Annotated in this window: 12 protein-coding genes; 8 read left to right on the top strand and 4 right to left on the bottom strand. The window is 62.8% G+C overall.

The genetic code is table 11. The annotated features are described in order from the left end of the window. Positions 1-5: 5 nt before the first annotated feature. From ACLRGI_RS02425 to ACLRGI_RS02410, 4 genes are all read right to left on the bottom strand, one after another. Positions 6-689 carry a response regulator gene (locus tag ACLRGI_RS02425; protein ID WP_419200120.1) on the bottom strand — a complete coding sequence of 228 codons (684 nt, stop codon included), beginning with the start codon at positions 687-689 and terminating at the stop codon, positions 6-8. A gap of 48 nt (positions 690-737) precedes the next feature. Next, the gene (locus tag ACLRGI_RS02420) at positions 738-1,925 is read right to left on the bottom strand and encodes a sensor histidine kinase (protein WP_419200119.1); all 1,188 of its coding nucleotides are present in this window, start codon (positions 1,923-1,925) and stop codon (positions 738-740) included. Positions 1,926-1,988: 63 nt separating this feature from the next. Next, positions 1,989-2,702, bottom strand: coding sequence for a tyrosine-protein phosphatase (locus tag ACLRGI_RS02415; RefSeq protein WP_419200118.1), 714 nt, complete (start codon positions 2,700-2,702; stop codon positions 1,989-1,991). Positions 2,703-2,715: 13 nt separating this feature from the next. After that, positions 2,716-3,537 carry an HAD-IIA family hydrolase gene (locus tag ACLRGI_RS02410; RefSeq protein ID WP_419200117.1) on the bottom strand — a complete coding sequence of 274 codons (822 nt, stop codon included), beginning with the start codon at positions 3,535-3,537 and terminating at the stop codon, positions 2,716-2,718. A gap of 117 nt (positions 3,538-3,654) precedes the next feature. Between ACLRGI_RS02410 and ACLRGI_RS02405 the strand changes: the two genes are divergently transcribed. The 8 genes from ACLRGI_RS02405 (at position 3,655) to ACLRGI_RS02370 (ending at position 11,709) form a co-directional block, all read left to right on the top strand. Further along, the gene (locus ACLRGI_RS02405) at positions 3,655-4,182 is read left to right on the top strand and encodes a PadR family transcriptional regulator (RefSeq protein WP_419200116.1); all 528 of its coding nucleotides are present in this window, start codon (positions 3,655-3,657) and stop codon (positions 4,180-4,182) included. Next, entirely contained in the window at positions 4,179-4,892 is a 714-nt protein-coding gene (locus tag ACLRGI_RS02400; RefSeq protein ID WP_419200115.1) for an ABC transporter ATP-binding protein, read from the top strand. Before ACLRGI_RS02405 ends, ACLRGI_RS02400 begins: the two co-directional genes overlap by 4 nt. A gap of 26 nt (positions 4,893-4,918) precedes the next feature. After that, positions 4,919-7,108, top strand: coding sequence for an FtsX-like permease family protein (locus ACLRGI_RS02395; RefSeq protein ID WP_419200114.1), 2,190 nt, complete (start codon positions 4,919-4,921; stop codon positions 7,106-7,108). A gap of 187 nt (positions 7,109-7,295) precedes the next feature. Further along, positions 7,296-8,294, top strand: a complete 999-nt coding sequence (locus tag ACLRGI_RS02390) for a hypothetical protein (RefSeq protein WP_419200113.1) — start codon at positions 7,296-7,298, stop codon at positions 8,292-8,294. Between the two features lie 25 nt (positions 8,295-8,319). After that, on the top strand, positions 8,320-9,018 hold the full coding sequence (locus ACLRGI_RS02385) for a TrmH family RNA methyltransferase (RefSeq protein ID WP_419200112.1): 699 nt from the start codon (positions 8,320-8,322) through the stop codon (positions 9,016-9,018). A gap of 132 nt (positions 9,019-9,150) precedes the next feature. Beyond that, entirely contained in the window at positions 9,151-10,095 is a 945-nt protein-coding gene (locus tag ACLRGI_RS02380) for a putative endonuclease domain-containing protein (protein WP_419200111.1), read from the top strand. A gap of 172 nt (positions 10,096-10,267) precedes the next feature. Beyond that, the gene (gene fbaA / locus ACLRGI_RS02375) at positions 10,268-11,287 is read left to right on the top strand and encodes a class II fructose-bisphosphate aldolase (protein ID WP_419200110.1); all 1,020 of its coding nucleotides are present in this window, start codon (positions 10,268-10,270) and stop codon (positions 11,285-11,287) included. Further along, the gene (locus tag ACLRGI_RS02370; RefSeq protein WP_011773312.1) at positions 11,287-11,709 is read left to right on the top strand and encodes a DUF3151 domain-containing protein; all 423 of its coding nucleotides are present in this window, start codon (positions 11,287-11,289) and stop codon (positions 11,707-11,709) included. The genes fbaA and ACLRGI_RS02370 overlap by 1 nt, the downstream gene beginning before the upstream one ends. The last annotated feature ends 14 nt before the right edge of the window (positions 11,710-11,723 follow it).

Here is an 11,723-nt window from a genome sequence, read left to right as displayed (position 1 = left end):
GATCCTCAGGAATCCAGCCCTGCCCGGGAACCGGAGCTAAGGTCCACCAGCCCTCCTTCGACGGCGGCCACAAGGATCTGCACCCGGTCCCGCACGCCGAGCTTCTCCATCACGTTCACGAACCGTGCCTTGATGGTGGATTCCGTCACGAAGAGCTCTGCCGCCATCTCGCGGTTACTCATCCCGCGTCCGAGCAGCTGGATCACTTCAAGCTCCTTCTTGGTCAGCGCGTCCACAAGCTTGGGGTCCGGAACAACTTCGGCGGGGACGGACTCCGCGAGCCCGGTCACAACATGCCGTGTCACCTTGGAGGACAGTACGGACTCTCCGGCCATCACGGTGTGGATGGCGGCGGTGATTTCCTTGGGCAGCGTGTCCTTGACCAGATATCCCGACGCCCCCGCCCGCAAGAGGTCCACCACATAGCGATCGGTGGAGAAGGTGCTGAGCCCCAGAATCGCAATTTCGGGAAATTCTGCGTGAATTTGGGCCGTTGCGGCCACGCCGTCCATCACCGGCATCTGCATGTCCATCAGGATTACATCCGGACGAAGCGCTGCTGCCTGCACCACTGCCACGCGGCCATCAGATGCCTCGCCTACAACCTCGATGGACTGGTCCGATGAAAGGTAATCACGCAGGATCTCCCGGGCCAAGAGCTCATCATCCACCAACAACACTCGCGTCATACTGATCCCCCAATGTCAGTCCCGGAGCCAATCCTCCCATATATGCGATCACGCATCCGCAGAGGCCAGCCCTTCCAGGGGGATGGACACCGCCGTGGTCCAGCGCCCCTCGCTGAGGCCCACGTCCATGAATCCTCCGAACACTTCGCAGCGGGCACTCATTGCCTCGAGTCCGGTCCGGGATGACATGATCGGCTCGGCGGTGGAGACTGTGTTCTCCGAGACAAGCTGAACGCGATCGGTCCATACAACCAAACGGAGATCCACTATCCCGGACGGGTCGGCGTGCTTGAGCACGTTGGTCCCCATTTCCCGTACCGTCCGGCGAAGCGCTTGGCGGAGACTGGCCGGGATGCGGGCTACTTCGCCTTCGACGACGAGGCTCACCTGGAAGCCCGCGCGGTCCAGTGCCTCCACAACGCCGTCGAGATCGTGGACCAAGCCAACGGCGGTGGTGGTTTCACCGGACATGGCAGGAGCATCCAGAAAATCAGCGGCCTGCCCGTCACGGTCCGGTGTTTGTGAACCGCCTACCACTTCATCCCTTTCCTCTTCCTTCAAGAGGGTCACCAGGCTGCGCAGGTCCTGCAGGGTCTGCTGCGCCGCATTGCCGATTCCCTCCAGGATTTGGGACGTCTTCGCTTGGTCGTTCACGAACTCAGCGCGCCGCGCTTGCATGGCAATGATGGTCACGTCGTGGGCCACGATGTCGTGAAGCTCATGGGCCAGTCGTGTTCGTTCCTCACTGCGGACTTGCGCCTGCTGCTCCTGCAAATCGCGGATGTGGTGTGTGCTCTGCTCGTAGCGATGTCGGTAGACATTGACGCTGCGCCATGCCGCGGCCGCAAGGAAGACCACCAGAGCCAACAGCACTGCCGGCTGGTCAGCCATCTCCGGCGTTGATATGTACAAGCCCAGCAGGACACTAGGTACGAACAGTGAAAAATTGATGGCCAATTTCCACGGAAGAAGGAAGGAACAGAAAGCCACCACCACCATGGTGGGGAAGATCATCGCCACCACCAGGGATGCGTCTCCACCCATGATCGTGATAGCGGTGAGGGAGAGGCACCAAACAAGAGCGGCCTGCAGGGCTCCGACCAGGAGTGCCAGGAGCGGCAGATACGGGACTACCAGCTCCAACCATCCTTGGAACGATGAAAGATCGTGTTGCTGCCAGCGGATTCCCAACGCGAGAAAAACCAAGGTGGCCAGGACGATCGCCGAGCGAAGCACCCACCCTCCGGGCAAAGGGTTTGACGTCAGCGAGCCAGTTCGTCCTACTCATCCACCCAAGTATTACAGAGCCAGCGATTCAACCTCGACGGCGGTGAGGCCCGACTCGCGCAGAAAGCTCCGAGCGTCGCCGAACTCCTTTGCAAAGCCGGCCAGGAAGTGCCGCATGGCAGCTTCGGGGCTTTGCAGGACCATGAGGTCGGGGCTGAAGTACTCTGCCGGGGTTGAGGGGACGCTCAGCCGCCATGTTTCTGCCATGACTTGCAGAACGTCCGGCAGGTTGGCTGTGGTGGCCGCGTAGTCCGCCACCACGTCGTCTTCGGTTCCGCCGGCGGCGAGGAGCCCAATCGCCGAAACCACACCCGTCCGATCCTTGCCCAGCGAACAGTGCACCAACGTGCGTTTGCCGCGGGCGGCCGGTCTCAGGGCATCGGCCACCCATTCGGGACGAAGCCGGATCCAACCCAAATACAGATCTCCGAGGTCCTCAGCCGTTTCCACGGACTGGAGCGACCCGGCAATGGCATTGGGATCGAGTGGGTTATGGATGAGTTCGACGGCGGGCGGATGGACGGCGGCAGGCGCGCCTCCGCCGTCGTTGTTGTCCTGAACCAGCCACGGAACCAACGAGCGTTCAAGCTCGCTTCGCAGGTCCACAATTGCCTGGATGCCATGCTCCGCCAGGAAACCGGACGTCGCAGCGGCATCCAAGCCGAACGGCTGGCTACCCCTGAGTATCCGGCCGCCGGCCAGGGGACGCAGATTGAGCACAGCCATGGTCTTGTCCCGCTTAGATCTGGCTCTTGAGATCGGCCACGGAGTTCAGGATCTGGTTGGGCCGGAACGGGAAGGAAACAATTTCTTCGCGCTGTGTGATGCCGCTAAGCACCAGGACCGTGTGCAGCCCCGCTTCCATGCCGGCCACGATGTCCGTGTCCATACGGTCACCGATCATGGCGGTGGTCTCGGAGTGGGCGTCGATCTGGTTCATGGCGGAGCGGAACATCATGGGGTTCGGCTTGCCAACAATGTAGGGCTCGCGGCCCGTGGCCTTGGTGATCATGGCCGCGATGGCACCGGTGGCCGGCATGGGGCCGTCCTTGGACGGACCGGTGGCGTCCGGGTTGGTGGCGATGAAGCGGGCGCCGGCCAGGATGTGCCGGACGGCCATGGTGATTGCTTCGAAAGAGTAGGTGCGGGTTTCGCCGAGCACCACGAAGTCGGGATCGGTGTCCGTGAGGATGAACCCGGCCTCGTGCAGGGCCGTTGTGAGTCCGGCTTCGCCGATAGTGTAGGCGCGGTTGCCCGAGTCAGAGGACTGGACCTGGTCCTTGAGGAACTGGGCGGTGGCCAGGGCGGACGTCCAAATATTCTCTTCCGGGACTTCCAAGCCGGATGCGCGCAGGCGGGCTGCTAGGTCCCGGGGCGTGAAGATGGAGTTATTGGTGAGGACCAGGAAGCGCTTGGACGTGTCCACCCAGCGCTGAATAAGTTCAGCCGCACCCGGGATTGCCTGGTTTTCATGAACCAGGACGCCGTCCATGTCCGTGAGCCAGCATTCGATTTCGTGGCCGTTCCGGTAAACCGATGCGGACGTGGTTTCTTCTGCCATATTTGCCTCCGGCTGGGGTTGTACATGCACTGCCACCCAGTCTTTCATTATTCCGGCCGCTGGACATCCCGTTCGCCTGCTGGCGTACGACTATAAACTCAGTGTATAGATGGATGGGTGAACAATTCACTTACCCTCCTGGGTCTCCTGAATCTCGAAGCCAGCTATGGCTACGACCTTAAGCACTCCTATGACCGCTACTTCGGCGCCGGGAAGGCATTGGCATTCGGCCAGGTGTACTCGACGCTGGCCCGGATGGTCCGCGACGAGCTGATCCGGGCTTTGGGGGAGGAGACCGGCGGTGGCCCGGACCGCAAGAAGTACGAGATCACTGTTGCCGGCGAGGCCAAAGTCCGCGAATGGTTGTTCACCCCGGACGTTCCCTCGGAATCCCTGCAAAGCAACCTCTTCGCCAAGACAGTCATCGCCTTGCTCCTCGACGACGATGCTGAGCGCCTGCTCGATGTGCAGCGCAGCGAACACATGGCGCGCATGCGTGAACTGACCCGGATGAAAAAAGACGCCGGGCTGCTCCACGTGCTCATGTGCGATCACGGACTGTTCCACATCGAAGCCGACCTGCGCTGGATCGACCTCACCGGCGCACGCCTCAACCAACTCAAGAAGGAGCTGCAGAGCGCATGAACAACAACACCGGTGCATCACCCATCATCAGCGCCCGCAGCCTGCAGCACTCCTTCGGCCCGACCCAAGCGCTGCGGGGTATCGACCTTGATGTCCATGCTGGTGAAGTACTCGCAGTCATGGGGCCGTCCGGCTCAGGAAAGTCCACGCTGCTGCACTGCCTGGCCGGGGTCATTAAGCCCGACGGCGGTTCGGTCACCTACAGCCCGGCGGGACGAACTCCCTTGGAAATCAGTGCCCTGCGGGAACCTGAACGGGCACGATTGCGGCTGACTGATTTTGGGTTCGTCTTTCAGTTCGGCCAGTTGCTTCCGGAACTTTCGGCAGTGGACAACGTGAGCATTCCGCTCCTACTGGACGGGGTCAAGCGTCCCGAAGCACTCCGCAGGTCCGCGGATCTCCTGGAACGGCTCGGCCTGGACGGACTTGGCGCCAAGTTGCCGGGGGAGCTCTCCGGTGGCCAGGCCCAACGGGTGGCAGTTGCCAGGGCATTGGTGGCCTCACCTGCTGTGTTGTTCGCCGATGAACCAACGGGCGCACTCGATTCCCTCGCATCGGAGAACGTCCTGACACTGATGCTGGACCTCGTCCGTGACGCCGGGACAACGGTGGTGATGATCACCCACGACGCCCGAATCGCCGCGTATGCGGACAGGGAAATCATCGTCCGCGACGGCGCCATGGGTGCCGGCTACCGGGTGTCCGCGTGAATGCCGGGCTGTTTCGCCTGGCAGTAGTGGGCAGCCGCTCCGCCTACGGCAGGCTGGCCGGAATCGCTGGAGGTGTCGCCGTCGGGGTTTGCTTGTTGCTGTTGCTGTGGGGCGGAGCGAACGGGCTGCAAGGGCGTGACGACCGTGGTGCCTGGCTGCGGGAAAGCGGCGTGCCCGCTTTTGCGGACTCGCCCGATGGCTCAGGCCTCGCCAAGCCCATTCCGTTGACCCCGGAAACAGCACTCATGAAGACCCGCGGCACGGAAATTTTCCGCGACCAGCTCATTGAGCGCCGCGATTTTGCCGCCTTGCCTTCGGCCACCGTGAGAATCCCTGGAATCGGCGCTCCTCCCAAGCCAGGCACGTACTATGCGTCGCCGGAGCTGCAGCGCTTAATCGACTCGACGCCCGGAGATCAGCTCGGAGACCGGTTCGGCGAGTTCGCCGGCACCATTGATGACTCTGCCTTACCCGGGCCGGACTCACTGGTGGTCATCACGGGTGCCGGGGAAGCTGAACTCCGCCGCGGAGGGAATGCCTCCCTTGTCTCGGATTTCACCAGCAACCCCTACGGCGGAAGCGCTGCCAGCTACACCACTGTGCTGATCATCGGAGCCATTGCGGTGTTCTTCCCGGTGCTCCTGTTGATCAGCATTGTTACAGGGCTCGGTGCTGCGCAAAGGCGGGAACGCTTTGCTACCTTGCGGCTCATAGGTGCCTCGCCACGCACGGTCTCGCACATCGCCGCCGTCGAAACTGCCATTCCCAGCCTGATAGGTGCGGTGGCGGGTGTGCTGGCGGCCGCTGTGCTGAGCCCCGCCACCGCGCAGATACCCGTCAACGGCACGCGGATGTTCGCAGCAGACCTTCAGCCGGGATGGCTTGCGGCGGCCATGGTGGTTGCAGTGGTGGTGGCGGCCTCCGCTCTGGTGGCGGCAATCCGAACAGCCCGGGCCGACGTCGGGCCGCTGGGCGTGAACAGGGCGGTGCACGAGAAGAGGCCAACAGCTTGGCGAACTGTGCCGCTGGCGTTAGGGCTCGCGTTCATGGCCTTGGCAGTGGTCCTTATCCGCGTCCTGGAATTTCGGTTGCCATGGCTTGAGTCTCCTTTGCTGATGGCCGGCTTCCTCATGGTTCTCGCAGGCATCGTGGTGATCGGCCCTTGGTTGACGTGGGCGGTGAGTCGCGTGGGAGCGCGACACGCGAGTAGCGCCGCAACGGTGATTGCAGCCAGCCGAATCCAGAGGACCCCGGTTGCGACGTTCCGTTCCGTCTCGGGGCTGGTCATCGCGGTATTCGTTGTTTCGGTTTTCGCCGGAGCATCAAGTGTGATCCAGTCCGCGGATGAACCGGTGGCACGGCCGGGACTCCTTCAGCCCACCAGCCTGCACGCGACCATTGGGCAGGGGCAGAATCCCGCTGACGTTCTGGAGACGGCCGCGTCTGCCAAAAACCTGGTGGGCATCCGGAGTGCGGTGGTTGGCTATGGCCCCGCAGTGCTGTCCGAAAGGGGTGCTGGATCCGAGCTCTTCTTCAGTGCCGAAGACGCCCGGGCCTTGGGATTCCTGGACATTCCCGCATCAGAGACAGTTGCCGTAAACAGCGGGTTGCTCTACTTCTGGACAGTTCAACCACAGGAACTGACACCCGTACCAACTGGAAGCATGGAGGCACTGGTGCCGGTTGTCCTGGTGCTCGGCACCGACGGCACGCCCGAAGCCGTGGACCGCGCCCGGACAGCCTTGGACAGCTCGGGTGTTACGGCCACCCCGGCCGCCTCCACCTGGGACTTCCAATTGCAATCATCCCGCCGACTCATCCACGGCCTTGCAGTGTTGGCCTACCTCGGCATGTTCGTGGCTGTCGCCATTGCCGGGCTGTCACTCGCGGCAGGGACTGCTTCAGCCATCCTGGACCGGCGCAGGGTGCTGGGGTTGATGCGGCTCATGGGAATGCCTCCCTTCGTCCTGCGCCGGATCATCACGCGGGAAGCGGCCGTCCCGCTCCTCAGCGTGCTGGCACTCTCCATCGGACTCGGATTCCTCACGGCCTGGCTTCTGGTGACAGCCATCAACGACAGCTATGACGTGACCTGGCCCGACCCCGGCTATTTTGCGGCGCTGGGCCTGAGCCTTGTCCTGGCCTGCAGCGCCGTGGTGGCAACCTTCGGTCTCCTTCGGGGTAGCACGGCCCTGACCGCCACACGGTTTGAGTAACCGCACCGGTTCGACGACGTGACTTGCGTTGGGTGCCTCGGGCTGGACTACTCTTGTTGCGGCGCCGGGCTCATCGCGGCGCTGGCGTGCCAAAACCGTGGGTCGGGGGATCGACGCGGTGAAGTTCTTTATGTCGCGCTTCAGCAGGTCCCCTTGTTCCGGATCGTCCACTGTGAAAGGGCCTGTAATGAGCAACAACAACGGAGCGCCTCAGCCTCCCTACAACCCCGACGGTGTGCCGCAGCCGCGTTACGATACCGGCCAGGACCAGTACAACCAGCGCCAGTACAGCCAGCAGCAGTACAGCCACCCCGGCTTCCCGCCGCCTGGTGACCACAACAAGAAGTCGCTGTTCCTCATCCTCGGTGGTGTGGCGGTCGTCGTGATTATTGCGCTGGTGGTGACGTTCACGTGGTTGGTTCCGTCCATGACCAAGCCCACGGCCGTTGAGTCGCCGTCGGTGACGGCTTCCGAGGCTGCCTCAGAGGCCGCGGCGGAGCCGTCAGCTGAGCCGTCTGCTGAACCTTCCAGCGAAGCCTCGGCATCCTCTGAAATTCCCGCCGACGCCATTGCCCTGCCTGCAGGTTGGGGCGATTTGGCCGGCCCCAGCAACGTTCCGGCCGACGGCGACCCCCTGTTCAGCAAGTGGGTCACCGGCGAATCTTCCTTCCAGTACCTGGCCGAGTGGACGCACGATGAGTCATTCGGGATCACCAAAGACCCCACCACCGGCGAAGAAATCCAGAAAAAGGCCCAGGGCACAGTGGAGACCGACGGCGACGGGATAGCGCTCGCCTACGCCTTCTTCGCGGAGTCCGGGGAAGGTAAGTTCGGCAAGGACCCGGCGGAGGTCAAGAAAGCCATTCGGGACATCGAAGCCCGCTACAAGGGCATGACGGCCACGGAGTTGCCACAGAACCTCGTTGGCCACAAGTGCACGTCCGATTTCCAGACCACCATGCCGGAAATCCGTGAGTTCCGTAGAGGCGAGGCCGTGGTCATTAAGTTCACCTGCACCAACGCCCGCGGAGAAGAGATCCAGGCCGTGAACCTGTTCTCCGTGACACCATGGGGCACTCCGCAGATGCTCGGCGTCAGTGGTCACAAAACGTACTGGGACGCTCATCCCGGGCTCTTAGAGCAACTGGGCAACTCATACCGCATCAACAAGTGGAAGATGGGCTAAGAGCCGTCAGGGCTAAAGTTGAGGGGTGACTGACCTTCCCCCCAAGACAGCCCTGCCCGCGCCTGCCGTCTCTCCTGCCGGGACCACAGCCGAAGGCGAGGCAGAGGCGAAACCCGAGGTCGGCGTCGGGCCCTGGGAAGGCGAGTGGCCGGTTGGCGAGCACTGGGACCCGGACCTGTTGAGGGATGGTGACCGCCGGAACGTGGTGGACCAGTACCGGTACTGGAAGCACGAGGCGATCGTGGCGGACCTTGATTCGAAGCGCCACGATTTTCACATTGCCATTGAGAATTGGCAGCACGACCTCAACATCGGAACCGTGGTCCGGACCGCCAACGCCTTCCTCGCCAAGGAGGTCCACATTATTGGTCGACGGCGGTGGAACCGTCGCGGGGCCATGGTCACCGACCGCTACCAGCACGTCCGCCACCACCCCACCGTTGAGGAATTCGTGCAGTGGGCTGAGGGGGAGGGCCTGGCCGTGATCGGTATCGACATCTTCCCGGACTCGGTGCCTTTGGAGACCTACGACCTCCCCAAGAATTGCGTGCTGGTGTTCGGACAGGAAGGCCCCGGCCTGACGCCTGAGGTGCACGATGCCGCCGTCGCTACGCTTTCCATTGAACAATTCGGCTCCACCCGCTCCATGAACGCGGCCTCCGCGGCAGCCATTGCCATGCACGCGTGGGTCCGCCGGCACGTGTTCCAGCAGCCCGTCGCCTAGCCCCCGCCGAGGTGGCACTTAATGACAATGCCAGTGCGTTGGATTGTCATTAAGTGGCATCTCGATGCGGGGTGGGCGGCATCGGCTGTGGATAACCCCGCCGGGAGCTTGGTGGGCAGGCCAGAATGAGGAATGCGCAGGGCAAACCTTCCGGAACATCTGACTACAGGTTCATTCTCCGTGCGCGCATCGGACAAGGCCGGCGTGACCCGCTCCCGAACCTTCGCCAAGGATCTGGTGTTGGTTTCCCGGGGGATCAGGGTGCCGGTCGTGTCCGGTGCTACCGGGGCGGCAGCCTTAAGGGCTTACACAGACCTGGATGACTACTCTGTGCTTGTCTTGCTCAGTGCCGCACGGATATGGGGTGTTCCGTTGCCCTCCAGCCGGAGTGGTGATTGGAGGATTCACTTGGCCCGGCGGCGGGGATTCAGTTTTCCCCGACGGGTCAACGTGGCAGGACACCTCCTTACTTTCTTGCCGGAGGAGACCGTGGAGTACGACGGCGTCAGGCTCACCTCGCCTGCGCGGACCTGGCTGGACTTGGCTTCCGTCCTGAGGCTGGAAGACCTGGTTGCAGCGGGCGATCACTTGGTGTGCTCGCACGGGCCTGAATTCCCGGTGCCTAAGGACGCGCTATGCAGCATTGACGAGCTGCGGGAGATTGTGGGCCGACACCCCGGGATGCGCGGAGTGCGTACAGCCAGGGCAGCATTGGAACTCATTCGGGTCGGCGCCGATTCGGCTCCTGAAACTCACATGCGCTTGGCTTTGATCGACGCTAACCTGCCGGAGCCGGAACTCAATCATGTGGTCCGCAACCACCTCGGCCTGCCGGTTCTGTGGCCGGACGCGGCCTACCTTGAGTGCAGAGTCTCCCTCCAGTACGACGGCCGGCATCATGGCGGCATTGAACAGCACCTCAGGGACATCGAACGCCAGGAACGTTCCCTGGCCCATGGCTGGCTGGAGGTCAGGATCTCCAAGCATGACCTCGAAGGTGAGAGACCCGCCGTCGTACATAAAGTCCTCCGCGCGCTGCAAAGCCGAGGCTGGAAGCCGCGCCGAGATGGCATTTAACGACAATGCCAGCGCGTGGGATTGTCATTAAATGCCAACTCGGTGGAAGTGTTAAGGCCCCTCAGTGACCCGAAACACGGCGTCCCGGCGGATATCGCTAGGATGGGTGCTAGCCGTAAGCGGTCTACTCCAGGGTTACCAACCCACAGACGAATTCAGCATAGGAGTCACCATGCCCATTGCAACCCCAGAGATTTACTCCGAGATGATCGACCGCGCAAAGGCCGGCGGATTCGCTTTCCCCGCGGTCAACGTGACGTCGTCGCAGACTCTGAACGCTGCGATCCGCGGTTTCGCCGAGGCCGAATCCGATGGCATCATCCAGGTTTCCACCGGTGGCGCAGCCTACTGGTCCGGCGCTTCGGTCAAGGACATGGTTGCCGGTTCCCTCGGCTTCGCGGCGTTTGCCCGCGAAGTTGCCAAGAACTACAACGTCAACATCGCCCTCCACACGGACCACTGCCCGCAGGACAAGCTGGCGGACTTCGTCCTGCCGCTGCTGGCCGCTTCCGAGGAAGCGGTGAAGGCCGGTAACGACCCCATCTTCAACTCGCACATGTGGGACGGCTCGCACGAGGCCCTTCCCGAGAACCTGCGCATCGGCCGTGAACTGCTGGAACGCGCCGCTGCTGCGAAGATCATCCTCGAAGTTGAAATCGGCACTGTAGGTGGCGAGGAAGACGGCGTTGAGAACGAAATCAACGAGAAGCTCTACACCACCACCGAAGACGCCCTCGCCACCATTGAGGCTCTCGGTGCCGGCGAAAACGGCCGCTACCTCACCGCGCTGACTTTCGGCAACGTCCACGGCGTGTACAAGCCGGGCAACGTGAAGCTCCGCCCGGAACTGCTCAAGCAGATCCAGTCCGAGGTTGGCGCCAAGATCGGCAAGGAAAACCCGTTCGACCTCGTGTTCCACGGCGGTTCCGGCTCCACCGAGCAGGAAATTGCTGACGCCGTTTCCTACGGTGTCATCAAGATGAACATCGACACCGACACCCAGTACGCCTTCACCCGCCCGGTGGCCGGCCACATGTTCTCCAACTACGACGGCGTCCTGAAGGTCGACGGCGAAATGGGCAACAAGAAGACCTACGATCCGCGCGTCTGGGGCGCTTCCGCCGAAGCCGGCATGGCCGCGCGCATCGTCGAAGCCGCCCAGCAGCTCGGATCGGTTGGCAAGACCTTCTAATGTCCGACGAATTCCGGAAGAACCTGATGGGGCCGGAGCCCACGCTCCTGCCCGCCGAAACCGAGATCTACCAGCACCTGGCGCTCGGCAACGAAGCGTTGGACCTGGTGGCCAAAAACCCCACGTCGTCTCTTCTGTGGGCCATCCTCGCGGAGGAAGCCTGGGCGGAAGGCCGGACCATCGAGTCCTACGCCTACGCCCGTGTGGGCTACCACCGCGGCCTGGATTCCCTGCGCCGCAACGGTTGGCGGGGCGTCGGGCCCATCCCGTGGGAGCACGAGCCCAACCAGGGTTTCCTGCGTGCGCTCTACGCGCTGGGCCGGGCCGCTTCAGCAATCGGCGAGGCTGAAGAGCCGGAGCGGATCGAGAAGTTCCTGAACGACTCGGACCCCAAAGCCAAGGCAGCGCTCGAAGCCCGCTAAGGCGGACTCAAGCT

The organism is Paenarthrobacter sp. PPS72, from assembly GCF_048537125.1.
In the GTDB taxonomy this organism is placed as follows: Bacteria; Actinomycetota; Actinomycetes; order Actinomycetales; family Micrococcaceae; genus Arthrobacter; species Arthrobacter nitroguajacolicus_E.
Note: the sequence above shows the minus strand (reverse complement) of the source record. Positions and strands in the feature narration are given on the sequence as shown.

Excerpts from the sequence above, each read along its gene's own strand:
- ACLRGI_RS02370 (WP_011773312.1), top strand. The coding sequence starts at position 11,287 with ATGTCCGACGAATTCCGGAAGAACCTGATGGGGCCGGAGCCCACGCTC.
- ACLRGI_RS02425 (WP_419200120.1), bottom strand. The coding sequence starts at position 689 with ATGACGCGAGTGTTGTTGGTGGATGATGAGCTCTTGGCCCGGGAGATC.
- ACLRGI_RS02380 (WP_419200111.1), top strand. The coding sequence starts at position 9,151 with ATGCGCAGGGCAAACCTTCCGGAACATCTGACTACAGGTTCATTCTCC.
- ACLRGI_RS02415 (WP_419200118.1), bottom strand. The coding sequence starts at position 2,702 with ATGGCTGTGCTCAATCTGCGTCCCCTGGCCGGCGGCCGGATACTCAGG.
- ACLRGI_RS02400 (WP_419200115.1), top strand. The coding sequence starts at position 4,179 with ATGAACAACAACACCGGTGCATCACCCATCATCAGCGCCCGCAGCCTG.
- ACLRGI_RS02390 (WP_419200113.1), top strand. The coding sequence starts at position 7,296 with ATGAGCAACAACAACGGAGCGCCTCAGCCTCCCTACAACCCCGACGGT.
- fbaA (WP_419200110.1), top strand. The coding sequence starts at position 10,268 with ATGCCCATTGCAACCCCAGAGATTTACTCCGAGATGATCGACCGCGCA.
- ACLRGI_RS02410 (WP_419200117.1), bottom strand. The coding sequence starts at position 3,537 with ATGGCAGAAGAAACCACGTCCGCATCGGTTTACCGGAACGGCCACGAA.